Annotated in this window: 8 protein-coding genes and 1 pseudogene; 3 read left to right on the forward strand and 6 right to left on the reverse strand. The window is 70.2% G+C overall.

Annotation, left to right across the window (positions count from 1 at the left end):
• The coding region (locus AB0N03_RS50650) for an SDR family NAD(P)-dependent oxidoreductase (protein ID WP_364388450.1) at positions 1-16,859 on the reverse strand (16,859 nt) is incomplete at its 3' end.
• 540 nt (positions 16,860-17,399) lie between these two features.
• On the opposite strand from AB0N03_RS50650, the gene AB0N03_RS50655 reads away from it, so the two are divergent.
• Together AB0N03_RS50655 and AB0N03_RS50660 are read left to right on the forward strand one after the other, a co-directional pair.
• Positions 17,400-17,963: a hypothetical protein gene (locus AB0N03_RS50655; protein WP_364388453.1), complete on the forward strand. Its 564-nt coding sequence runs from the start codon at positions 17,400-17,402 to the stop codon at positions 17,961-17,963.
• A 56-nt stretch (positions 17,964-18,019) separates the two neighbouring features.
• On the forward strand, positions 18,020-19,021 hold the full coding sequence (locus AB0N03_RS50660) for a 3-dehydroquinate synthase family protein (RefSeq protein WP_364388455.1): 1,002 nt from the start codon (positions 18,020-18,022) through the stop codon (positions 19,019-19,021).
• Positions 19,022-19,117: 96 nt separating this feature from the next.
• On the opposite strand, the gene AB0N03_RS50665 is transcribed toward AB0N03_RS50660, so the two are convergent.
• Together AB0N03_RS50665 and AB0N03_RS50670 are read right to left on the reverse strand one after the other, a co-directional pair.
• Complete coding sequence (locus AB0N03_RS50665) at positions 19,118-19,420, reverse strand: hypothetical protein (RefSeq protein ID WP_364388458.1); 303 nt, start codon at positions 19,418-19,420, stop codon at positions 19,118-19,120.
• A 2-nt stretch (positions 19,421-19,422) separates the two neighbouring features.
• Positions 19,423-19,767, reverse strand: coding sequence for a hypothetical protein (locus AB0N03_RS50670; RefSeq protein ID WP_364388460.1), 345 nt, complete (start codon positions 19,765-19,767; stop codon positions 19,423-19,425).
• 19 nt (positions 19,768-19,786) lie between these two features.
• Here AB0N03_RS50670 and AB0N03_RS50675 point away from each other — a divergent pair, with 19 nt between their 5' ends.
• Positions 19,787-20,050 carry a hypothetical protein gene (locus AB0N03_RS50675; protein WP_364388463.1) on the forward strand — a complete coding sequence of 88 codons (264 nt, stop codon included), beginning with the start codon at positions 19,787-19,789 and terminating at the stop codon, positions 20,048-20,050.
• Positions 20,051-20,120: 70 nt separating this feature from the next.
• On the opposite strand, the gene AB0N03_RS50680 is transcribed toward AB0N03_RS50675, so the two are convergent.
• The 3 genes and pseudogenes from AB0N03_RS50680 to AB0N03_RS50690 form a co-directional block, all read right to left on the reverse strand.
• Positions 20,121-20,492 (reverse strand): DoxX family protein, encoded by a 372-nt coding sequence (locus AB0N03_RS50680; protein ID WP_364388465.1) that lies wholly within the window; start codon positions 20,490-20,492, stop codon positions 20,121-20,123.
• Positions 20,493-20,556: 64 nt separating this feature from the next.
• Complete coding sequence (locus AB0N03_RS50685) at positions 20,557-23,286, reverse strand: AAA family ATPase (protein ID WP_364388467.1); 2,730 nt, start codon at positions 23,284-23,286, stop codon at positions 20,557-20,559.
• A gap of 335 nt (positions 23,287-23,621) precedes the next feature.
• Positions 23,622-24,558: pseudogene (locus tag AB0N03_RS50690) on the reverse strand (IS630 family transposase); the annotation flags it as partial.
• Positions 24,559-24,671 lie beyond the last annotated feature (113 nt).

The raw sequence follows: 24,671 nt of genomic DNA on the forward strand, positions 1-24,671 counted from the left end.
CCGGGGAAGACGAATGCGGTTTTGCCGGAGACTGTGGCTTCGCCGGTGATGGTGAACGCGGAGGAGCGGCCCTCAGCCAGCGCAGCCAGCCCCTCAGCAGCGTCCGAAGCCGAACCGGCGACGACAACCGCCCGGTGCGCGAACGCGGACCGCGTGGTGGCCAGCGACCAACCGAGGTCAGCCGGATCAGCTGACACACCAGCAAGTCGAGCAGCCTGATCCCGCAGCGCGGCCGGGGTGCGACCGGACACCGGCCAGACCACCGCGCCCGCGGCGGCCAGCCCAGCGCCCTCCAGGGCCGTGCGCTCCACGACCGGCTCGTCAGGGGCCTGTTCCAGCAGGACGTGCGCGTTCGTGCCGGAGATGCCGAACGAGGAAATCCCGGCCCGGCGCGGACGGCCGGTCTCTGGCCACGGTCGTGCCTCGGTCAGCAGCGACACCGCGCCGGACTCCCAGTCCACCTTGGACGAGGGGACTTCCGCGTGCAGGGTGCGGGGGAGCAGACCGTGCTGGAGTGCCAAAGTCATCTTGAGCACGCCGGCCACACCGGCCGCCGCCTGGGTGTGCCCGATGTTCGACTTGATCGAGCCCAGCCAGAGCGGCTGCTCCGGGTCGCGGTCCCGGCCATAGACGGCCAGCAGCGCACCGGCCTCGATCGGGTCGCCCAGCGCGGTGCCCGTTCCGTGCGCCTCCACGACGTCCACATCGGATGGTTCCAGGCCGCCGTTGGCCAGCGCCTGCCGGATGACCCGCTGCTGCGACGGCCCGTTCGGGGCTGTCAGGCCGTTGGACGTGCCGTCCTGGTTGAGAGCCGTCGCGCGAACCACTGCCAGCACCGAGTGCCCGTTGCGGCGGGCTTCGGACAGCCGCTCCAGCAACAGAAGTCCGGCGCCCTCGGCGAACGCCATGCCGTCAGCGCCCTCGCTGAACGCCTTGCAACGTCCGTCGCGGGCCAGACCGCGCTGCCGGGAGAACCCGACGAACCCGCCCGGCTTGGCGATCACGGTCGCGCCACCGGCGATGGCCATCGAGCACTCGCCGGACCGAAGCGCCTGCGCGGCAAGGTGGATCGCCACCAGCGAGGAGGAGCACGCGGTGTCCACGGTGACCGCCGGACCGGTCAGGCCGAGCAGGTAGGACACCCGGCCGGACGCGATGCTCGTGGTCGAACCGGTCACGAGGTAACCCTCAAGCTCCGGCGGGATCGACTCCGAGTGCGTGCCGTACTCCTGGTTGATCACCCCGGCGAACACGCCGACGTCCTTGCCCCGCAAGGAGACCGGGTCGATCCCGGCACGCTCGAACAGCTCCCAGGAGGTCTCGGCGAGCAACCGCTGCTGCGGGTCGGTCGCCATGGCCTCGCGCGGGGAGATGCCGAAGAACTCGGCGTCGAACTCAGGCGCGTCGTGGACGAAACCGCCGTCCCGCACGTACGTCGTGCCCGGGTGGTCCGGGTCAGCGTCGTACAGCGCGTCCAGGTCCCAGCCACGGTCACCGGGGAACGAGGTGATCGCGTCCCGCCCCTCGGTCAGCAGCTCCCACAGCGCTTCCGGCGTGTTCGCCCCACCGGGCAGCCGGCAGCTGGCGGACACGATCACGATCGGGTCGTCGTCCACCGGAGTGCTCGCCCTGACCACGATCTGCGCCGGCACGGCCTCGCCTCTGCCCAGCTCGGCCCGCAGGTGCGCGGCCAGCGAGGTCGGGTTGGCGTGGTCGAACACCAGCGTGGCGGGCAGGCGCAGCCCGGTGGCCGCAGCGAGCCGGTTGCGCAGCTCGACCGCGGTCAGCGAGTCGAAGCCGGTCTCGTTGAACGCGCGCTCGGCGTCGATCGTGTCCTTGCTCGGCAGGCCGAGCACCACGGCCGCGTGCGAGCGCACCAGGTCCAGCACGAACCAGTGCCGGTCGCTCTCGTTCATCGTGGCCAGCGTCGCGGCCAGGCCGTGGTCATCCAAACCGACCGCGGTCAGCGTCCGACGGCCCTGGCGGACCAGACCGCGCAACGGCGGCGCCAACGTCGGGTCGTTGCGCAGCGCGGCGGCGTCCAGTTTGGCGGTGACTACGGTCGACCAGCCCAGTTCGTGCGCCGCGTCGAACAGGCCCAGCGCGGACGCGGTGTCCATCGGGCGAACCAGTTCCCGGCGGGTGGCGGACAGGCCTGCGGTGAGCGCGCTTTCCTCGGCCCACCGACCCCACACCAGGGACAGCCCGGCCAGACCGGCGGCCCGGCGGTACTGCATCAGCGCGTCCAGGTACGTGTTCGCGGCGGCGTAGTTGGCCTGACCCGCGTTGCCAAGCACACCGGCCACCGACGAGTAGACGGCGAACACGGCCAGCTCGGTTCCGGCGGTCAGCTCGTGCAGCAGCAGCGCGGCATCGGCCTTGGGGCGGAACACCGTGGCCACCCGGTCCGCATCCTGCGCGGTGAGCACACCGTCGTCCAGCGTGCCCGCAGTGTGCACGACACCGGTCAGCGGGTGCTCGGCCGGGACCGACGCGAGCAGTTCGGCGAGCGCGGTCTGGTCCGCGACGTCACACGCCACAATCCGCACGTCCGCGTCCAGCTCGGCCAGCTCCGCTGCACTGGCGGCGTTTCCGCCACTGCGACTGACCAGCAGCAGGTGCCTTGCCCCGTGCACGGCCACCAAGTGGCGGGCCAGCGCGGCCCCGAGCGTGCCCGTGCCACCGGTGATCAGCACCGTGCCGTCCCGGTCGATCCGGCACGGCAGGGTCAGCACGATCTTGCCGACGTGTCGGCCCTGGCTCATGAACCGGAACGCCTCCGGCGCCCGCACGACGTCCCAGGTGCGCACCGGAAGCGGCCGGATCGCGCCCTGCTCGAACAGTTCCACCAGTTCGGTGAGCAGTTCCTGGATCCGGTCCGGCCCGGCGTCCCCGCCGAGGTCGAACGCGCGGTAGACCCGGCCGGGGTGCGCCTTGGCGACCTCATCGGCGTCCCGGATGTCCGTGCGGCCCATCTCCACGAACCGGCCGCCGTCGCGCAGCAGGCCAAGCGAGGCGTCGATGTGCCCGCCCATCAACGAGTTCAGCACGACATCGACAGCCGGGAAGGTGTCCGCGTACCCGAGGTCACGACTGGAGGAGACCCCGGCGAGGTCGGTGAGCGTGGCGTGCTTGGACGGGTGCGCGGTGCCCAGCACCACAGCACCGAAGTGCTGCGCCAACTGCACGGCGGCCATACCGACACCACCGGCGGCGGCATGCACGAGCACGGTCTCACCCTCAGCCAGCTGACCCAGGTCGCGCAGACCGTACAGCGCGGTCAGGAACGCGACCGGAACGCTCGCGGCATCGGTGAACGACCAGCCGCGCGGCATCCGCACGACCGTGCGGGCGTCGGCCACCGACAGCGGCCCGAACGATTCGGGCAGCATCCCCATCACCCGGTCGCCGACCGCGAGGTGCGTGACGTCCGGCGCGGCCTCGACGACCACCCCGGAACCTTCGGTGCCGATCACCGACGCGTACATACCGAGCGTGATGAGCACATCGCGGAAGTTCAGACCTGCGGCCCGAACCGCGACGCGCACCTGACCGGCGGTCAACGGGGCCTCGGCGGCTGGGTGGGGGAGCAGCGCCAGGTTCTCCAACGTGCCCTTGACCGTGGCGTCCAAGTGCCAGGCGTCCGTGGCGGGCACAGCCAGGACACCGGACGCCCGCACCAGACGCGGAACGAACGCGGAACCGTTGCGCACAGCCAACTGCGGCTCGGAACCGTTGGCCAGTCCGGCGGCGACCAGCAGGACGTGGTCGGAGGACCCGTCCACATCGATCACCGCGACCCGACCCGGGTTCTCGCTTTGCGCGGTCCGGACCAGACCCCACACTGCGGCGGCGGCCGGATCGGTGACCTCGGCGTCCTCGTACACGGCGACCGCGCCCCGCGTGACCAGGACAAGGCAGCCGTCATCGGTGGTCAGCGCGTTCTGGATCCGGGTCAGCGCCTTGGTGGTGATCGAGCGGGCTCGGTCCTCGCCCTGGGACAGGTCCCAGTCGCGTGTGTCCACCAGCGTGTACAACGTGTCCACCTCGTTGCTGGGCAACGGATGCGCGGTCCAGTCGAGCGTGTAAAGCCCGTCGTTCATGGCCGAGGTCGTGCGCAGCTGGTTGGCGCTGGTCGCGCGCAGCACCAACGAGCCGACCGTCACGACCGGAACACCGTCCGGGTCGGTCGCGCGCACGGTCAGGCGCTCCGCCCCGTCCGTCGTGACGTGCACGCGCAGCGAGGTTGCCCCCGCCGCGTGTAGCTGAACATCGTTCCAGGTGAAGGGAAGCGCGGTGCCCACGCCGTGCTCAGTGCACAGGTTCGCCGCGTGCAGCGCCGCGTCCAGCAGCGCTGGGTGCACGCCGAACCGGCTGGCAGCGCCGTGCTGCTCCTCGGGCAGGGTGATCTCCGCGAACACCTCGCCATCGCGGGTCCAGCTGGCGGTCAGCCCGCTGAAGACCGGACCGTACTCGAACCCGGCGGCGGCTAGCCCGTTGTAGAACCCGCTCAGGTCCACGCGCTCAGCGCCCGCCGGCGGCCAGCTCTGCGTGCCCAGCGCCACGGTCTCGGCGGGAACACCGGCCTGCTCGGGCGCCAGCGTGCCGGACGCATGCTCGGTCCAGGGTTCGGTGTCCTCGCGACGGGTGTACACCGCGACCGGGCGTCGACCGTCGTCGGCCTCCGCGCCCACGAGGGCCTGAACCTGGAGAGAACCGTTGTCCGGCAACAGGATCGGCTGGCTTAGCACCAGCTCGTCCACGACCGGGGTGCCGGTCTCGTCGCCGGCACGCACGGCCAGTTCGACCAGGGCAGTGCCCGGCAGCAGCACGACCCCGGACAGCGCGTGGTCGTCCAACCATGCTTGGCCAGACCGGGACAGTCGGCCGGACAACAGCACACCGCCGGTGTCCGGGACGCTGACCACCGCGCCGACCAGCGGGTGCGTCGACTGGCGCAGGCCCACCATGCGCAGGTCGCCGCTGCGTCCCGCGTTCAGCCAGTACCGCTCGTGGTGGAACGCGTACGTCGGCAGTTCGACGACATTCGTGTCCACACCCGCGAACACGGCCGTCCAGTCTACGGCAACACCAGCGGCCACGACCTCGCCCAGCGCGACGGCGAACCGGTCAGCTCCGCCGTCGTCCCGGCGCAGTGTGCCCGCCACGGCCACCCGCAGGTCCTGCTGAGCCTCGGCCACGTCGCCGATCGCGGTTGTCAGCACCGGGTGCGTGGAGACCTCGACGAACGCCCGGTGACCCGAGTCGAGCAGGGCCTGCGTGGCGTCGCCGAACCGCACGACATCGCGCAGGTTGCGGTACCAGTATTCGGCGTCCACCTGGTTGTGGTTCACCCACTGGGCGTCCACAGTGGACAGCCAGGGCACGCTTCCCGCCTTGGCGGGGACATCCGCCAGCGCCGCGTGCAGCTGCTCTCTGATGTCGTCCACGTGGCCGGAGTGGCCGGCGAAGTCGACCCCAGGCAACTGCCAGCGGTAGACCCTGGCCTTGGACAGCACCCGGCCGAACTCGTGCAGCGCCTGCGGGTCACCGGACACCGATACAGAAGCCGGCCCGTTGACGGCGGCGATCCACAGCTGGTCCGACCAGGGCTCCAGCACCTTGGTGACCCACTCGGCGGAGGCGACCACCGACATCATGCCGCCGCGCCCGGTCAGCTCTTCGGCGATCAGGCGGCTGCGCAGCGCCACGATCTTCGCCGCGTTCTCCAACGTCAGGTAGCCACCGACGACCGCAGCGGCGATCTCACCCTGCGAGTGCCCGACCACAGCGTCCGGTTCGACGCCACAGGACCGCCACAGCGCGGCCAGCGACACCATGACCGCCCACGAGGTCGGCTGCAACACGTCGACCCGCTCGAACCTCGGCGCGCCTTCGGCGCCGACGACGACGTCGAGCAGGTTCCAGTCGGTGTACGGGGATAGCGCGTCAGCGCACTCGCGCAGCCGCGCGGCGAACACCGACGAGGACGCGAGCAGGACGCGGCCCATCCCGGCCCACTGCGCACCCTGGCCGGGGAACACGAAGACGGTCTTGGTGCTCAGCACGGTCCCGGTGAGCACGGCGGGGCTGGCCTCACCGGCGGCGAGCGCGTCGGCAGCGGTCAGCAGTGCTTCCGTGCCGTCACCGACCAGCACGGCCCGGTGCTGGTGCATTGGTCGAGTGGTGGCCAGCGACCAGGCGATGTCGGCCGGAGCGGCCGGAGCGTCCTGGGCGCGCAGGAAATCAGCCAGTTTCGCGGCCTGGGCGGACACAGCGTCCGGCGTCCTGGCCGACAGCACCCACGGGAACACACCCGAGGCTTGCACCGGACCCGGCTCGACATCGCTCTTGACGGCGGTGGCCGGTTCGGTTGCCGGAGCCGCCTCCAGCACCAGGTGCGCGTTCGTGCCGCTGATACCGAACGAGGAGACACCGGCCCTGCGGACCCGACCGTTGTCCGGCCACGCCCGCGACTCGGTCAGCAGACGCACCCCACCGGAGGCCCAGTCCACCTCGGCGCTGGGCTCGTCGGCGTGCAGCGAGCGGGGCAGAACTCCGTTGCGTAGCGACAGAACCATCTTGATCACACTCGAGGCGCCGGCCGCGGCCAGGGTGTGTCCGGTGTTGGACTTCAGCGAACCGAGCCACACCGGGTTGTCCTCGTCCCGGTCCCGACCGTAGGTGGCCAGCAGCGCACCGGCCTCGATCGGGTCACCGAGCGCGGTGCCTGTGCCGTGCGCCTCCACCGCGTCCACATCGGACGGTTCGAGCCCGGCGTCGGCCAGCGCGGCCAGGATCACCCGCTGCTGGGCCGGACCACTGGGTGCGGTCAGACCGTTGGACGCGCCGTCCTGGTTGAGCGCCGAGCCACGGATCAGCGCGAGCACCGGGTGCCCGTTGCGCTGTGCGTCGGACAACCGCTCCAGCAGCAGCACGGCGGCGCCCTCGCTGAACACGGTTCCGTCCGCCTCGGCGGCGAACGGCTTGCAGTTCCCGTCCGGGGCAAGTCCGCGTTGCCGCGAGAACTCCACGAATGCCGAGGAGCCGCCCATGATCGTCACACCACCGGCCAGCGCCATCGAGCACTCACCGCGCCGCAGCGCCTGAACCGCCCAGTGTGTGGCCACCAGCGAGGAGGAACACGCCGTGTCCACGGTGACCGCGGGCCCTTCGAGTCCGAACAGGTACGCGACCCGGCCCGAGGCGACAGAAGTGGCGGTGCCGGTGAGTAGGTAGCCCTCGAGCTCTTCCGGGGCCGTCCCGGACCGTACGCCGTAGTTCTGGTCGATAACACCGGCGAACACCCCGGTGTCGGTGCCGCGCTGGGCGGTCGGATCCATCCCAGCGCGCTCGAGCGCTTCCCAGCACGCCTCCAGGAACACGCGCTGCTGCGGGTCCATAGCCAGTGCTTCACGAGGGGAGATCCCGAAGAACGCCGCGTCGAACCCGCCCGCCTCGGGCAAGAAGCCACCGCGCAGCACGTACGAGCTTCCAGGCGTATCGGGATCAGCGTCGTAGAGCACTTCCAGGTCCCAACCACGGTCGTCCGGGAAGTCGGTGATGCCGTCGCGCTCGTTGGTGAGCATGTCCCACAGACTGGCCGGATCGACGACGCCACCGGGAAGTCGGCACGCCATCGACACGATCGCGATCGGCTCGTCGACCGGAGTTGTCCGGACGACGGCAGTACGCTGCGGTTCGGGCACCGCGCCGCCGAGTTCGGTGCGCAGCCGCGCGCCGAGTTGGATCGGGGTCGGGTAGTCGAACGTGGTGGTGGCGGACAGGCGCAGCCCGGTGGCCGTGGCAAGCCGGTTGCGCAGTTCCACGGCGGTCAGCGAGTCGAAGCCCATGTCCCGGAACGCGACATGCGGCTCGATGAGCTCCGGCCCGGCATGGCCGAGCACCGCGGCTGCTTCGCCACGCACCAGTTCGACGAGCAGTTCGTCCTGGGCCGCCGGGGTAAGCGCGTCCAGCTGCCCGGCGAGCCCGCCCCCCGCGGCCGGTCCACGGTCCCGAGCAGCAGCGGCGCGTCGGGACGGCCGGGCAAGACCGCGCAGCAGCGGCGACAGCGCCGAGGCGGTGTTCTGGTCGCGCAGCACGTTCAGGTCGATCCTGGCCGCGACCAGCGCGGGCAGCCCCGACGCCAGCGCGCTGTCCAGCACGGCCAGCGCCTCGTCGTTGTCCATGCCCAGCACACCGGCGCGCTGGGTCCGGCGCACGGCGCTGTCGTCCATTGTGGACGTCAGGGCGCTGGTGTCGCTCCACAGACCCCAGGCCAGCGAAGTGGCGGGCCGGGCGTGTGCGTGTCGGGTGCGGGCCACCGCGTCCAGGACGGCGTTTGCAGCCGCGTAGTTGCCCTGCCCGGCGTTGCCCAGCGTGCCGGCGGCTGAGGAGTAGATGACGAACGCGGCCAGGTCGGCGTCTCGGGTCAGCTCGTCCAGGTGCGTGATCGCGTCGATTTTGGGGCGGAACACGGCGTCGAAGCGGTCCGCGGTGAGTGCGGTGATCGCGCCGTCGTCGAGTGCCCCGGCGGTGTGGATGACGGCCGTGAGCGACCGGGTTGCGAGCAGCGCGGCCAGGGCGTCCCGGTCGGCCACGTCGCACGCGATGATCTCGACTGCCGCACCGAGTTCCCGCAGCTCGGCAGTCAGTTCCTGGGCGCCGGGAGCGGCTGGGCCCTGGCGGCTGGTCAGCAGCAGGTTCCGCGCTCCGTGCACGGTCACCAGGTGCCGGGCCGCCGTGGCGCCCAGGGTGCCGGTGCCGCCGGTGATCAGGACCGTGCCCTGCGGGTCGAGCGGGCGTGGGATGGTAAGGACGATCTTGCCGGAGTGCTGGCCACGGCTCATCTCCCGGAAGGCCGCGGCCGCCTGCGTGATGTCCCAGGGGTGGACCGGCAGCGGCTTCAGTGCCCCGGCCTCGAACAGCTCCACCAGCTGGTCGAGCAACTGCGCGATCCGGTCCGGTCCGGCGTCCGCGCCCAGGTCGAATGCCCGGTACCGCACACCACTGTGCTGCTCGACAACGGTTTCCGCATTCCGGATGTCGTTCTTGCCGATCTCCACGAACCGGCCGCCATCACCCAGCAGGTCCAGCGAGGCGTCCACGTGCTCGTGCACTAGCGAGTTCAACACCACGTCCACACCGGTGAACACGTGGGTGTAGTTCAGATTCCGGCTCGATGACAGCTGTGCGGCCGACAGGCCCAACCGCTCCAGCACGCCGTGCTTGCTCGGGTGTGCGGTGGCGAGCACGGTCGCACCGAAGTGCTGTGCGAGCTGGATCGCGGCCTGACCGACACCACCGGCGGCGGCGTGCACGAGCACGGTTTCCCCGGCCGCGAGACCCGCGATGTCCTGCAAGCCGTGCAAAGCGGTGAGGAACGCGACCGGAACACCAGCGGCGTCCGTGAACGACCAGCCCTGAGGCATCCGCGCGATCGTGCGGGCATCCGCGACGGCCAACGGCCCGAACGAGCGCGGGAACAGGCCCAGCACGTGGTCGCCGACGGCGAGCCCGGTCACGTCCGGGCCCACCTCGACAACCACACCGGAACCCTCGCCACCCAGCCCTTCCTGCCCGGCGACGCTGTTCAGCGCGACCAGCACGTCCCGGAAGTTCTGCCCGGCCGCGCGCACCTCGACCCGAACCTCACCAGAAGCCAGTTCGGCGAGCGCGTCCGGGTTCGGCACCAGCGCGAGACCGTCCAGCGAACCGGTCGTGGCGGCGTCCAGGTACCAATACGGGTCGGCGGGCGGGGTGAGCCCGGCCGTGACCCGACGCAGTCGCGGAACCCAAGGCGTACCAACGCGGACGGCCACCTGCGGCTCGCCGTCCGGGATCACGATCTCCGACCCGTCGGCCACGTCCACGAGCACGAACCTGCCCGGGTGCTCGGACTGGGCGGACCGCACGAGCCCCCAGACCGCGGCGGCGGCCGGGTCGGTGAGCTCGGCGTCGTTGCTCACAGCCACTGCTCCGGACGTGACCACCACGAGCGGCCCGTCCTCGGCTTGGTCGAGCCAGTTCTGGAGCAGTGCAAGGGTTTGCGTGGCCAGCGCGCGAGACCTGGTCGGGAGATCGGTGCCATCGACAGCCCAGGCGCGGGTGTCGGCGACCGTGTGGTCCGCTGCCTCGGCGGCTGCGGTCTCGGTCCAGTCGATGGTGAATAGGGAGTCGGTGGACCGGCGCGCGAACGTGCTCGCGGTCATCGGTCGCAGCGTCAGCCCGCCGATGGTCGCCACCAATGCACCGTCGGTGTCGCTCAGCGTGAGGGTCAGCGAGTCCTCGCCGGTCGCGCGGGCGTGTACCCGGACAGCGGTCGCACCGGTCGCGTGCAATCGCACGTCGTGCCAGGCGAACGGCAGCAGGGACCGGCCGGGAGCCGGTGGCACACAAAGGTTTCCTGCGTGCAACGCCCCGTCCAGCAGGGCCGGGTTGATCCCGAACCCGGTGCTAATGGCGTCCTCGGGCAGCACGGCCTCGGCGAACACCTCGCCGTCGCGCGTCCACGCCTTGCTCAGGCCACGGAACAGCGGGCCGTACTCGTAGCCCAGCTCGTTCAGGTGGTCGTAGAAACCTTTCAGTGCAACAGGAACCGCGCCGGCTGGCGGCCAGTCCTCGGTGGACTTACTGGTCGACCCGGTCTCGGTGCTCAACGAACCCGAGGCATGCTCGGTCCACTCGGCCGTGCCGGTGCGCGAATACATGTGCAGGTCGCGGTTGCCCTGCTCGTCCTGGCCACCCACGAGCACCTGGACGTCCACCTCGACGTCGTCCGGCAGCACGAGCGGCTGGCTGATCACCAGCTCCCGCAGGGTTCCGCATCCGATCTCGTCACCGGCCCTGACAGCTAGCTCGACGATCGCGGCCCCAGGCAGCAGGACGGTTCCGGACACGGCGTGCTCGGTTAGCCAGGGCTGGCGTCGGTGCGACAGCCGCCCCGACAGCAATACCCCGCCGGTGCCGGGCAGCGGAACCACCGCGCTCAGCAGTGGATGTCCTGCAGCGTCGAACTCCGAACCGACGGCGGGAGGGCGTGTGAGCCAGTACCGCTCGCCCTGGAACGCGTACGTGGGCAGGTCGATCCGCCCCGGGGCCACCCCGGTGAACAGACCGGCCAGGTCGACCGGAACGCCCCGGACGTGCAGCTCGGCCAGCCCGGTCAGGAACCGGTCGGCCCCGCCGTCATCGCGCCGCAGTGAACCGACTACCAGCGCGTCCCGAACGTCGGTCGCCTCCAGGACGTCGCTGGTGGCGGCGGTGAGCACCGGGTGGCTGGACACCTCGACGAACACCCGGTGCCCTGACCTGGCCAGCGCGGCCACCGCGTCGGCGAACTGGACCGGGCGGCGCAGATTGCGGAACCAGTAACTGGCGTCGATACCGGCCGCCATGGCGGGATTGACCCAGTTGACGTCCACAGTAGACATCCACGGCACGTGGCCCTGCTGCCCGGTCACCCCGGCCAGCAGGTCGTGCAACGGGCCTTCGAGCGCGTCGACGTGCCCGGTGTGGCTGGCGTAGTCCACAGGGATGATCCGGGCGCGGATGCCCTGCTCGTCGCAGTGGGCGGCTAGTTCCCGCAGAGCGTCCGGGTCCCCGGCCACGACGGTGGCGGCGGGCCCGTTGACGGCCGCGACCCAAATCCGGCCCTCCCAGCCGACGAGCACGTCCTCAACCTGGCCGAGACCGGTGGCCACCGACATCATGCCGCCGTGTCCGGCCAGGTGCTCACCGATCGTCCGGCTGCGCAGGGCCACGATCCTGGCCGCGTCCTCCAAGGACAGCCAGCCGCCGACGACCGCAGCGGCGATCTCGCCCTGCGAGTGCCCGACCACGGCGTCCGGCCGGATACCGCAGGACTCCCACAGCGCGGCCAGCGCGACCATCACCGCCCAGGACGCTGGCTGCACCACGTTGACGCGGTCCAGCTCGTCCCCGTCGGCCAGCAGCTCGACCAGCGACCAGCCCATCCAGTGCTCCAGCGCCTCGGAGCACTCGCGCAGTCGCGCGGCGAACACCGGCGAGGACGGCAGCAGGTCCTGGCCCATCCTGGCCCACTGCGCGCCCTGGCCTGGGAACACGAACGCAACCAGTCCGTCCACGTCCGCGCGTCCGGTGACCACTCGCGCGGACGGCTTGCCTGTGGCCAGCGCGGTCAGTCCGTCGGTTCCCATGACAACGGCGCGGTGGTCGAACTTCGCCCGCCCGGTGGCCAGGGCGAGACCGACCGCGAGCGGGTCGGCCGCGTCGTCCAGGTACGAGTGCAGCCGCTCGGCCTGCGCGGCCAGGGCCACCGGGGTCCGCCCGGACAGCACCCACGGCGCGACCCCGCTGCTGACAGCCAGACCGGCCGGTTCGCCCGCCCTAGCCGGAACCGGCGACGGGCCCTCCTCGATTACCAGGTGCGCGTTCGTGCCGCTGACCCCGAACGAGGAGATGCCAGCTCGGCGCGGCTGCCCGGTGGACTCCCAGGACCGCGCCTCGGTCAGTAGCTCGACCGAACCGGTGTGCCACTCGATCTTCGACGACGGCCGGTCGACGTGCAGGGTGCGGGGGAGCACCCTGTGCCGCAGCGCTTGGACCATCTTGATCACACCGGCCACGCCGGCCGCCGCCTGCGCATGCCCGATGTTGGACTTGAGCGAACCCAGCCACAGCGGCCGGTCACGGTCCTGGCCGTAGGTGGCCAACAGGGCCTGGGCCTCGATTGGGTCACCGAGGCTGGTGCCGGTGCCGTGCGCCTCCACGGCGTCCACATCGGATGGTCGCAGGTTCGCGATGGCCAGCGCCCGGCGGATCACCCGTTGCTGGGCCAGGCCGTTCGGCGCGGTCAGGCCGTTGGAGGCCCCGTCCTGGTTGACCGCCGAACCGCGCAGCACCGCGAGCACCGGGTGCCCGTTCCGCTGCGCGTCGGAAAGCCGCTCCAGCAGGAGAATCCCGACGCCCTCGGACCAGTTGGTGCCGTCGGCGTCGTCGGAGAAGGACTTGCACCGGCCGTCCTGGGCCAGTCCGCGCTGCCGGGAGAACTCCACGAACGAGGTCGGCTGACCCATTACGGCCACACCGCCGGCCAGCGCCATCGAGCACTCGCCCGAGTGCAGCGCCTGCGCGGCGAGGTGGATCGCGACCAACGAGGACGAGCACGCCGTGTCGACGGTCAGCGCGGGACCGGTCAACCCGAGCGCGTACGCCACGCGACCGGAGACCACACTGCCTGCGCTGCCGGTGCTGACGAAACCCTCCAGGCCCTCCGGAGCCGTGCCCGGATCGGTCCCGTAGTCGTGGTACATCAGACCGCTGAACACGCCGACATCGTTGCCGTGCAGGGAATGCGGGTCGATGCCCGCGCGCTCGATCGTCTCCCAGCAGGTCTCCAGCAGCAGCCGTTGCTGCGGGTCCATGGCCAGGGCCTCACGCGGGGAGATGCCGAAGAACTGCGCGTCGAAGTCGCCGGCGTCGGTCAGGAAACCGCCTTCGTGCACGCAGGAGCGGCCCGGGGCGTCCAGGTCGCCGTCGAGCAGCGTGGCCAGGTCCCAACCGCGGTCGTCGGGGAACGGGCCGATGGCGTCCCGTCCGTCGGCGACCAACTGCCACAGGTCCTCTGGCGAGCCGACCCCGCCGGGCAGCCGACAGCCCATGGCCACGATCACGACCGGTTCATCCACAGTGGACTTTACGGCCGGGGTGCCCGCGGTCACCGGGCTGCTGCCGGTGATCTCGCGGATCAGGTGCTCGGCCAGAGCGGCCGGGGTCGGTTGGTCGAACGCGACGGTCGCGGCCAGCGTGGCGCCGGTGGCCGCGTTGATCCGGTTTCGCAGCGCGACAGCAGTCAGCGACGTGACACCGAAGTCGCGGAAGGCCTGGTTGGCGGCCACGGTCGCGTCAACGCCCAACCCGAGCGCCGCCGCGGTCTGCTCTCGCACCAGGTCGAGCGCGATCCGACGGGCGCGGTGCTCACCAGCGTCGGCCAGCTGCCGACGGAACTCCGCGGTGGCGGCCGTGTCCGGAGCCTCGACCACGCTCCTCCCACCGTCGACCAGGTCACGCAGCACCACGGGCAGCGGGCCACTGGACCGGCGGGCACCCATCGCACCGAGACCCAACAGCATTAACGGGCCCTGGTCGGCCGTCAGCGCCGCGTCGAACAGCGTGAGCGCCTCGGCCATCGGGACCGCACTGACGCCGGTCTCGGTCGGTTCACCCGGCAGCGGACCCCAGGCCAGGGCGAGCCCACTCAGCCCACGGGCCCGACGACGTCGTACCAGAGCCTCGGCGAACTGGTCGGCGGCGGCCCGGTCGGGATCACCGGGGGAGCCGAGCACCCCGGCCACTGAGGTGACGGTGACGAACAGGACCGGACCGGCAGCGCGGGTCAGCTCGTGCAGGTTCGCCAGCCCACGGCTGGTCTCGCGCAGCGAGCGGCCGACACTGCCGACGTGAACGACGGCACTGACCGGGCGGTCCTGCACGGCCAACAGGGCTTGCAGCATATCGCGGTCGGCGAGGTCGCACGCGGTCGACCTGGCGCGCGCACCGGCAGCGGCGAAGGTGGACTCCAACTCGGCCGCAGCGGGCTCGGGCAACCCGTCGGCCGACAGCAAAAGCAGGTGCCGCACTCCGTGCGCGGACACCAGGTGGCGTGCCAGCGCGGCCCCCCTGGGCGAGTCACTACCCGCGACGATCACAAGCCCGTCCGGGTCCGGCGCGGAGACCGGCTCCGGCTCGGCAGGCACCGACACCCTGGCCAGGCGCGGCACCAACAGCACACCATCGCGGACTGCGGCCTGCTCGTGTCCGGCGGCGATGATCCGGACCAACGCCTGCCCGGCGCCGGACTGCTCGCCGGGGTCGAGGTCGGCCACGACTACGCGACCGGGGAACGCTGCTTGCACTGAGCGCGCCACACCCCACAGCGGGGCCGACCGCAGCTCGTGCACGGTCTCCTCGGGACCGGTCGACACCGCGCCCGAGGTGAGCACCACGAACCGGGTGCGGTTGAGCCGGTCCTCGGCCAGCCATGCGCTCAGCCGCTCGGCCAGCGCGGTCGCGCGCGCCTTGACGTCGTCCGCGACCTCACTGTGCTCGCCCTCGGCGGTCACGACCACGACGTCGGGAGCCTCGGCCAGGTCCGGGTGCACGTCGACGCCCGCCGCGCGCAGCCCCTCGGCGATACCGAACGTGTCGTCATCGGCGAATGCCCACGAGCTGACACCAGTCAGGTCGGCGTCCTCGATCCCAGACAGGGCCGCGCCTGGCAACCAGTCCAGGCGCAGCATCGACTGGTACTGACCGCTCGCGGCGGCCCGCAACCTGGCCGGCATGTCCAGCAGCACGTGCCGGGTCGTCTTGCCCGAAGCCGTGCGCGGGACCCGGTTGATCTCATAGATCTCGTCCGGCACCTTGAAGTAGGACAGCTGCTCGCGGCAAGCGGCCAGTACGGCGACCGGGTCGAACCTGTCGGGCCCCGGCACCACGAACGCCACCGGGACCTCGCCCAGCACGTCGTGCGGCTTGCCCACCACGGCCACGTCCGCCACGCCAACAACTGTCCTGACCACGGCCTCGACCTCGCCGGGGTGGATGTTCTCGCCGCCCCGGATGATCAGTTCCTTGATCCGGCCGGTGACAGAGCAGTAGCCGGCCTCGTCCCGGCGGCCAAGGTCTCCGGTGCGGTACCAGCCGTCGCGCAGTACGTCGGCGGTGGCCTCGGGCTGGTTGTGGTAGCCGAGCATCACGTTCGGCCCGGCTACCCAGAACTCGCCCTCCTCGCCGGCGGCCACGTCCAGTTGGGTGTCCGGATCGACCAGGCGCACGGTCAGACCCGGCACGGGCAGCCCGCACGAGCCCTCCACCCGCGCCCCCGTCGGCCAGTTCACTGTGATCGCGCCACAGGTCTCGGTGCTGCCGTAGGCGTCGATTAGCGGGACGTTGAACGTCTCCTGGAACGAGCGCAGCAGTTCGGCGGCCGTCACGGCGCCACCGACCAGGCCGGCGCGCAGCTGCGGGGCGGAGAAGTCCCGCTTCCGTGCGGCGTCCACCAGGTAGCGGTAGAATGTGGGTACCCCGGCCACGTAGGTCGAGCGCTCCTGCTCTAGTGCGGCCAGCACGTCCGGGGCCGAGGTGCCGTCGACGATCCTGGTGCTCGCACCGACGGCGGTGGCTGCGAGCAGGCAGTTGATGTGCGAGAGGCTGTGGAACAGCGGCAGCGGCCACAGGATGCGGTCCTCGCTGCTCAGGTCGGGCGCTGGCACGTAGCAAGCCGCGACCGACCACAGGCAGCTGCGCTGGGTGGACAGCACGCCCTTGGGGCGGCCGGTCGTGCCCGACGTGTAGAGCATCCACGCGATGTCGTCCAGCGCGAGGTCGTCGCGAGCGGGCAGCTCCGGCTCGGTGGCCGCCAACGGTTCGAACGGCATGACCTCGGCGGGCAGCGGCCCGTCCTTGATGGCCACGATCGTCAGGTCAGCGAATCGCTCGGCACGCAGCCGGTCGAACCTGGCCGCGAGCGCGCTGTCGGTGATCACCAGCCGGGCGCCGCTGTCGGCGAGCAGGTATGCCAGCTCGGCGTCGGTCGAGCGCGGGTTGACCGGCACCGCGACCGCGTCGGCGCGCAGCACGCCGAAATAGCTCTCGATCATTTCGACGCGGTTTCCCAGGCACAGCATGGCTCGGTCGCCGGGGTGCAGCCGCAGCCCGCCGAGGTGCCCGGCCAGCCGCCAGGTGCGGCGCTCCAGTTCGGCGTGGCCGACGGTCCGGTCGCCGTCCGAATAGGCCAGCTTGTCGCCGAATCGATCCGCGTTCGCCCGCAGCAGCTCGGGAACCGGGCGGATCAGGTCGGTCCGCAGCAATGCCACCACGCCCTTCGATACGTGCGAGTGCGGGCCCGGGAGCACTATCGAAGCGGCGAACCCGGTCCCGCAGCCGGTCTGGAACTCGTCGACTGCCGTGACTACGATTTTTGTTCCCCTCCCCCCAGCGTCGCCCCCTAAGCCGCCCCCCTGTATCCCCCTAACTTCAATTACACGAAATTGCGAATAACTGAAGGCCTTATTGTTGACAGGGTTGGTGTGGCGCCGCGACACCACCGAGATATCCGGGAATCCCCGGTCCTACCTTCGGAAGATGTGGTGGACATGACTAGGACCTGGCCCGTCGGGACGCGACTCGGCGGAGCACTGGACGTCCAGACCCCGCGCATCGGGCGACCGACCTGGTCGGACTGGCTGCTCACGGACGACCGCCCCGGTGCGTCGGACCCGGCACGGGCGGTACTCGCTGTCCTGCCGCCTGCGGTGCGCGAGCTGCACACCTGGCACCCCGACCAGCCGTGGTCGTTCGTCCGTACGCGACTGACTGGTGGCCCCAGGAACGCGGAACCTGTTGTGGTGTTACGGATGCGGGTCACCGAGCAGGTGCGTGGACAGGTGCTCGGTGTGCTCTGCGCCGCGGCGGCCGCCCAGGGCATCGGCGTCGGGTTGGCCACCGGGGATGCCGATCCGACGGCGGAGCAGCCCCAGGAGGAGCCAGCCGCGGAACAGGCGCTGGCCACCGCCTCCAGTGAGCTCGCCGTCGACGCGCTGGTCGGTCCGGAAACCGACCGGGACGGCCTGCTGCGAACCGCGCTATATCACCTGACGAATGTGTTGGAACTTGTTCCGCCCGTCGTCCGCCGCGGATTTCTCTTCCAGTACTGGTTGGATCGGAGCCGGTCGCTAGGCTCGGAACAGCGTACGGCCATCGCCGCCGCCGCCCAGCGTTCCACCGGTGGACCGCCCGTCGATTCGGCAATCGGATCGGCATCGGCCTGGCAGCGCTATTTCGACCTGTTGCAGGTGGCGGTCACCGACCGGGCACCCCGTGAACTGCACCTGTTCCGACAGGTCCAGCTGACAGACAACCGACTCGGCCTGCCCGCTGTTGCTACTGCCGGTGCCGCCATGACCCTGTTGGTGGCCTGATCTCTTGGAGAGAAATCGTGACCGCTGTTACTGGGACCGCGACCCGAGAGGTCAGGGTGGAACTGGGCAGCCGGGCCTACACCGTGCACATCGGACATGGGGTGCGCTCGCTGTTGCCGGAGGTCGTCGCCCGGCTCGGAGCGAACCGGGCGGTCGTGGTCACGGCGAGGCCGCCGGAGCAGACGCCGGACCCGGGCGTGCCCTCGCTGATGATCTCCGCCAGTGACGGCGAGCAGTACAAGAACCTCGCGACCGTCGCCCGCCTGTGCAGTCGGTTCGTCGAGTTCGGGCTGACCCGAGCCGACGTCATCATCTCCTGCGGCGGTGGCACCACCACCGACACCGTCGGCCTCGCCGCCTCCCTCCACCACCGGGGAACCCCCGTGGTGCACCTACCCACCACGCTGTTGGCCCAGGTCGACGCGAGCGTCGGCGGCAAGACCGCAGTGAATTTGCCCGAGGGCAAGAACCTGGTCGGCGCCTATTGGCAGCCCGCCGCCGTGCTCTGCGACCTCGACCTGCTCGCCACGCTCCCCGAGCGAGAACTGCGCAACGGACTCGGCGAGATCGCGCGCTGCCACTTCATCGGCGCGCCCGACCTGGACCGACTGCCGCTGCTGGACCAGGTCGCGGCCAGCGTCGCGCTCAAGGCGCGGGTGGTCGCGGCCGACGAGCGCGACTCCGGACTGCGACACATCCTCAACTACGGCCACACACTGGGCCATGCCCTGGAACGGGCCACCGGGTTCGCGGTCCGCCACGGCGAGGGGGTGGCGATCGGCACGGTGTTCGCTGGCCGCCTTGCCCGCGCACTCGGCCGGATCGGCCCGGCCAGGGTTGCCGAGCACCACGACGTCGTCGCCGGCTACGGGCTGCCCACCGAACTGGTGGCCGGGGTGTCCGACGCCGAACTGGTCGCGCTGATGCGCCGGGATAAGAAGTCCACCGGCGGGCTGACGTTCGTGTTGGACGGTCCGACCGGAGTGGGACTGGTGACGGACGTGGCTGAAGAGGTGGTCACCGCGACCCTGGCCGGGATGCCGCGCGCCACCCGGTGAATGTCGGACACAGGGGGGCCGCCGGACGAACCCGGCGGACCCCCTTGTGTGTTGACCACCTCGGTTTTGCCGGGTTGGTCGGGCGGCTCGGGTTCTTTAGCGGCCCCAGCGTTGTTGGCGTTCGCTGCGGATGCGGGCTCGTTCTTTGCGTTGGGCGACCAGGATGTCGGGGTGCTGGGCGTTGGCGTTGCGCCATCGCAGGTATGCCTGGATCCGGCGGGCGAGCACGCTGTGGTCGGGTGGTGGGAGTTGCTTATCGTGAACGTGCGTGGCGGCCCGAACTGGGCCTCGATCGGGGTTGTCCCACGAGGTGCAGGTCGGTGTCAGGCAGAGTTCGACGTTGTTGTGCGCTGCCCACTTGCGGATCTGCGGGGTCTTGTTAGCCGATGGGTTGTCCATGATCACGTAGATCGGAGCGCCGGCCGGTCTTGCCGCTCTGATCGACTTCTCAAGGTGGCGAGGCTGTGGTCACCACCTTGAGGGCGGCGCATCAGGGCCCAGAGCAGGTCGTCGCCCAGCGAGTAGTAACCGTGGAAGTAGCGGATGCCGTGCGTACGGGTGTAGGTCGCGGGCAGCCGACCGGGCCGGGTTCGTGGTGCCCAGCCGCAGCCGTGGTGCGGGCGGATCGACAACGGGCCGAACTGGTCGAAGGCGAAGCGCCGCCGCGGAAACCGGGTCATGACGTGCTCGATGCGGTCGAGCTTGGCGTCGAGTCCGGGATCGGTGGATTCCTTCCAGGTCCGCATGTGCTGGAAAGGTGATCCCGTGCTGGCGCAGGATCTGGCGGAGTCGTTCCCTGCCGAGCAGGTGGCGATCACGGGTACCGGCGACCCAGATGCCGAGGCCATGATGATCGTCGCCCGCCGCACCCGGATCGACTCGTGCTTACCACGACGAGTGATCCGCAGCAGCGTGCGTACCTCGTCTTCGGTTAATCGCCGTGCTCTGAACCGGCTCGGCCATCGGCGTTCCTCACGTTCGACAGCGACTTCGTCGTCGAGCGTGAGATCAACACAGCTCAGCGTCTAGGACCATTGCCCGGCGTGTCACCAACCCGGCGAACCTTCGTGGTCAACGCTCCAGTCCCGTCGGGAGCCTCTCAGAGCGCGTACGGTCCGAACCGGCCCCACACGACGAACGCGGCCAGCAGGAACAGCACGATCGGACTGGCCAGCGCGTTGTTCTCCTTGCGACGCACGTGCAGTACTGCGGCGCCCACCATAGTCAGCGCCAGGCCGACTGCGGCCATCGGGGTGAGCACCGGCAGGATGCCAGTCAGCGCCGGGAGCACCAGACCCAGCGCGCCGAGCACCTCGACCACGCCGATCAGACGGACGGTCGAGACGGTGAAGTCGGTCACCCAGGGCAGCATGCCGCCCAGCTTGGCAATCGGCTGGGTCGCCTTCAACAAACCTGCTGCGGCGAATGCGAATGCCAGCACCACCTGGACCACCCACAGTGCGATGTTCATCGGACGGATCTCCCTCGTGCTTCGCGCCTGGGGCGGGCGCCAACCCCGCTGTTGTTCCTGCCGGTCATGCTGACTTCGACCTGTCCACTGCCAGCTCGGGCGGGAGCTGTTCGCGCTGCTTGATGCCGAGCTTGCGAAAAACCCGCGTCAGGTGCTGCTCCACGGTGCTCTGGGTGACGAACAGTCTGTCAGCGATCTCCCGGTTCGTCATACCGGCGGAGGCCAGCGCGGCCACCCGGTGCTCGGAGTGGGTCAGCTGGTCGATGCCGTACTGCTGTTTGGGCAGCAGCTCGGAGTCGATGACATCCCCGCCGACCGGCATCAGGTCGTCGCACAGCGGCGCGGCGTCGCACATCTTGGCCACACGCCACGCCCTGCGGGTGACCCGCCGGGCCAACTTGTTCTCGCCGAGGGCGCGCTGGGCCTGGGCGAGGTCGTGTAGGGCACGGGCCAGCTCGTACTTGTCGTCGACCGACTCGCACAGCGACGCGGCCTCGTTGAGCAACCGGGGCCTGCGCTTGGCCGCACTAGTCTGGGCGAGCAGCCGCAGCGCCTGGCCGCGGGCCCTGGCGCTGTCGGTGCCCGGCCTGCTCAGCTGTTCGTGGATGAGCGTGCGGGTCTGATCCCGGTTGCCCAGCGCGAGCCACGCCTCGGCGGCGGCGGTCCGCCACGGCACCGGGGCGCAGCCGCCGCCGAGCCCCCACCTGGTGAGCAGTTCGCCGCAGAGCAGAAAGTCGCCCAGAGCGGCCTGGTAGCGGCCCACGGCCAGGAAGAAGTAGCCCCTAGAGTAGAGGTAGTGCAAGCCGTGCCGGTCGGTGAACATCGCGTCCGGCACCGGTTGGCCGACAGCGGCCCTGGCCTCCTCGAGCCGTCCCATCCTGGTCAGCGCGAGGATGCGGATGCTCAGCGGCAGCCCGACGTGAACGCCCCAGCCACCGGGGGAGACCAGCGCGAACGTCTCGGTGACCAGTTCGGCTGCCTTCAGGTGGTCGCCACGGCGCAGCGCGCACTCCGCTGCCGTCAGCATCAGCGCCGCGTGCAACATCGGGCCGTGCCGGACGCCGGGGTCCGCCAGCAGCGTCTCGCACCAGACCGACGCGGTTTCCGACCGGTCACTGTAGATCAGCGAGAACAGCGCGAAGATCAGTGCGTCGGGCCGACCGGACAGTCCGTGCGCCAACTGCCGCTCGCGCAGCACCGCCTCGGCTCTGCGCACGATGTCCTCGGTGTGTCCGGCCACCAGCACGTCTGTGAGCACCTCGACGGCCTGCGGCCACAGCTCGACCCTGGTCAGCAGCGAATCGGTGTGTCGGTGTTGGACCGTGCGTGGCCTGGCCAGCCCGGCGTAGGTACAGGTCAGCCACTGCTCGAAGGAGGGCATCAGCTCGGTGGCCGCCGAGTTTGACCGCAGCTGGGACAGAATGCTCTCCGCATCGGCCATCCTGCCGTGCCAGAGCAGGTTCTTCACCAGCATGAGCGCGTCCTGGACGGGCAGTTGCTCGGCGCGGAACGCCGAGAGCATCGCGGACAGGTGCCTGGCCGCCGTCGACGGGTTGATCCGCCACTCCGTCGAGACCAGCCTGGCCTGGATGGCGATCCGCCGATCCCGGTCGGGACAGCAGTCCAGCGCGCGGTGGAGCAGCTCCACCGCAGCGACCAGTTCGTTCCTGGGCAGCGCCTGCTCGGCGGCCTCCAGTAGCATGTCGGCCGACCACGGGTCGGTGATCCGGCCGGCCAGCAGCAGGTGGCCGGTGATGGCGGTGGCCGTGCCGCCCCGGTCGCGCAGCAGCCGGGCGGCCCTGCGGTGCAGGATCTCTTGTTCGGTCGCCGGGGTGTCGGCGAGCACGGCCTGCCTGGCCACCTCGTGCCGGAACCCGCTCTCCGCCAGCAGGCCACAGTCCTCCAGGGCGGCCAGCACCTGACTGATCTGGCCCAGCTCGTGCCCGGCGACCCGGCTCAGCTCGGCGGGCGCTGCCGGTCCGAACACGGCCATGGCGCGCACGGCGTCCAGGAAGATCGGCTCGTTGCGGTGCAGGCAGGACAGGAATGCGTGCCCGTAGCCCAACTCCCTCGGCTCGCCCGCCTCGGACAGGTCGGTCAGCAGCGCGTCAAGCAGCAGCGGATTGCCGCCGGTGAACCCCATGAAGTTGGTGCGGTCCAGGGCGCCGACGCCCAGCTCGCCGCCGACCCTGCTGCTCACCTGTCCGACTGTCAGCGGGCCGACCTGGACGCGGTGCAGGTCGTGCAGGCGCAGCAGCTCGTAGCGCAGCGGCAGGAAGGTGGCCGGCAGCCGCAGGTCGTCGGAGAACACGACGAGCACCCGTGCCGAGTCCAGCCTGCGGATCAGCTGCAACAGCACGTGCAGGGAGGGGACGTCGCCACGGCGGACGTCGTCGACCGCGATCACCAGCGGGACACGCTCGGAGATGGCAATGATCGCGTTGCACAGCCGGTGGCACAGCTGGAGCAATTCGGCCTCGTCGGTGGGTACGGCCGTCGCGGTGAACAGCTCGGACAGGGCCTCGATGTCGGGGTCGCCCTCTCGGCCCCGGCCCGAGCCGTAGGCCAGCTGGCTGAGCACGCCGAAAGGCAGCTTACGCTCGGTGTGTGCGCAGGTGGCGGTGGCTGCGACGTAGCCGACGGCGACCGCGCGTCCCACGATCTGCCTCACGACCGTCGTCTTGCCGCAGGCGGGCGGTCCGTCCACGAGTACGGCCCGGCCTGCTCTGCCCAGGGGAACCTCTGCCAGGCGCTTGACATCGAGGGTGATATCGGGAGGAATACGGTTACTCACTGGTGGGCCGGTCCTTCCCCTAATTCCATGGCCGGTGGGACAAAGCCGGGAAATGCTACTCGGCTTTCGGTTGAGCCGGGGTGTCGAAGTGTGGCGCTGTGAGCAGCGGCGTCTGCGGACGATTTCTCGAATCGAGGACGCACGATCTGATAATAGTGTCAGGACTCGGATCGTCCATGGAATCGCGTCTTATGTGCCTCTATAGTCACGGCTCCGGAAACGCGCGCACAAGTTGGTTGGCATCGATTGGTCAGCGATTCCAGCTTACGGGATGTGAGGCGGCCCGTAGGAGCGTCCCGCAGGAGCCGGTTGTGGGCGACCGCACAGATGACAGATTAACCTGTCGCGGGCGACCGCACGGACGGCAGATGCGAAACATGACCAAAGGTGAAGAAAACATGGTCAAAGGTGAACCAGATCGCCGTACGATCGAGCAGGCGCCGAGGGGCTAATGTCCTGGGGTTGGTGTTCCAGTGTCGGATCCAGTCGAGGATGTCGCGTTCGAGGGCAGTGACCGAGCGGTGGACACCGCGGCGGAGCAGTTTGACTGTGATCTCGGCGAAGCAGCGTTCGACGAGGTTGAGCCAGCTGGAGCCGGTCGGGGTGAAGTGCAGGTGGAACCGGGGATGGTTGAGCAGTCAGGTTTTCACCGCTGGTGTTTTATGGGTCGAGAGGTTGTCCAGCACGACACGTGCACGGCCAGCTCGGCAGGCACGTTCTTGTCGATGGTGAGCAGGAAGCCGAGGAACTCCTGGTGCCGATGCCGGCGTTTGACCGCGCTAATGACCTGCCCGGTGGCGACTTCGAGGGCAGCGAAGAGGCTGGTGGTTCCGTGGCGGATGTAGTCGAAACTTTGCCGTTCGGGCACGCCGGGCAGCATCGGCAACACCGGAGCCGAGCGGTCCAGCGCCTGGATCTGGGACTTCTCGTCCACGCACAGCACCACCGCCTTCGCGGGCGGATCCAGATACAGCCCGACCACGTCGCGGACCTTGTCCACGAACAACGGATCCTTGCTGATCTTGAACGTGTCCACCTCGTGCGGTTTGAGACCGAACGCCCGCCAGATCCGTGAGACCGCCGACTGCGTCATCCCGGTCTGCGCCGCCAGTGACCGGATCGACCAGTGCGTCGCGTTCGCCGGCTGGTTTCCAGCGTGGTCACCACGACCTGCTCATCGGATATCGTGCGCGGCCGACCGGGGCGCGGTTCGTCGCTCAAGCCGTCCAGCCGGTCGGTGACGAACCGCGCCCGCCATTTGGTCACCGTGTGACGGTCCAGGTTCAAACGTGTCGTCGCTTCGTGAAAACTGACCCCCAGGAGTCTTCCGAAAGTTGACCCCCTCTGAGGTAGGAGGGTGCTGAACGTGGAGGACTGGGCGGAGA

Origin of the sequence: Amycolatopsis sp. NPDC051061, from assembly GCF_040682935.1 — a bacterium.
Taxonomy (GTDB): domain Bacteria; phylum Actinomycetota; class Actinomycetes; order Mycobacteriales; family Pseudonocardiaceae; genus Amycolatopsis.

Coding starts and splice junctions, on each gene's coding strand:
- AB0N03_RS50655 (WP_364388453.1), top strand. CDS start 17,400: ATGCGGGTCACCGAGCAGGTGCGTGGACAGGTGCTCGGTGTGCTCTGC.
- AB0N03_RS50665 (WP_364388458.1), bottom strand. CDS start 19,420: ATGGACAACCCATCGGCTAACAAGACCCCGCAGATCCGCAAGTGGGCA.
- AB0N03_RS50670 (WP_364388460.1), bottom strand. CDS start 19,767: ATGCGGACCTGGAAGGAATCCACCGATCCCGGACTCGACGCCAAGCTC.
- AB0N03_RS50680 (WP_364388465.1), bottom strand. CDS start 20,492: ATGAACATCGCACTGTGGGTGGTCCAGGTGGTGCTGGCATTCGCATTC.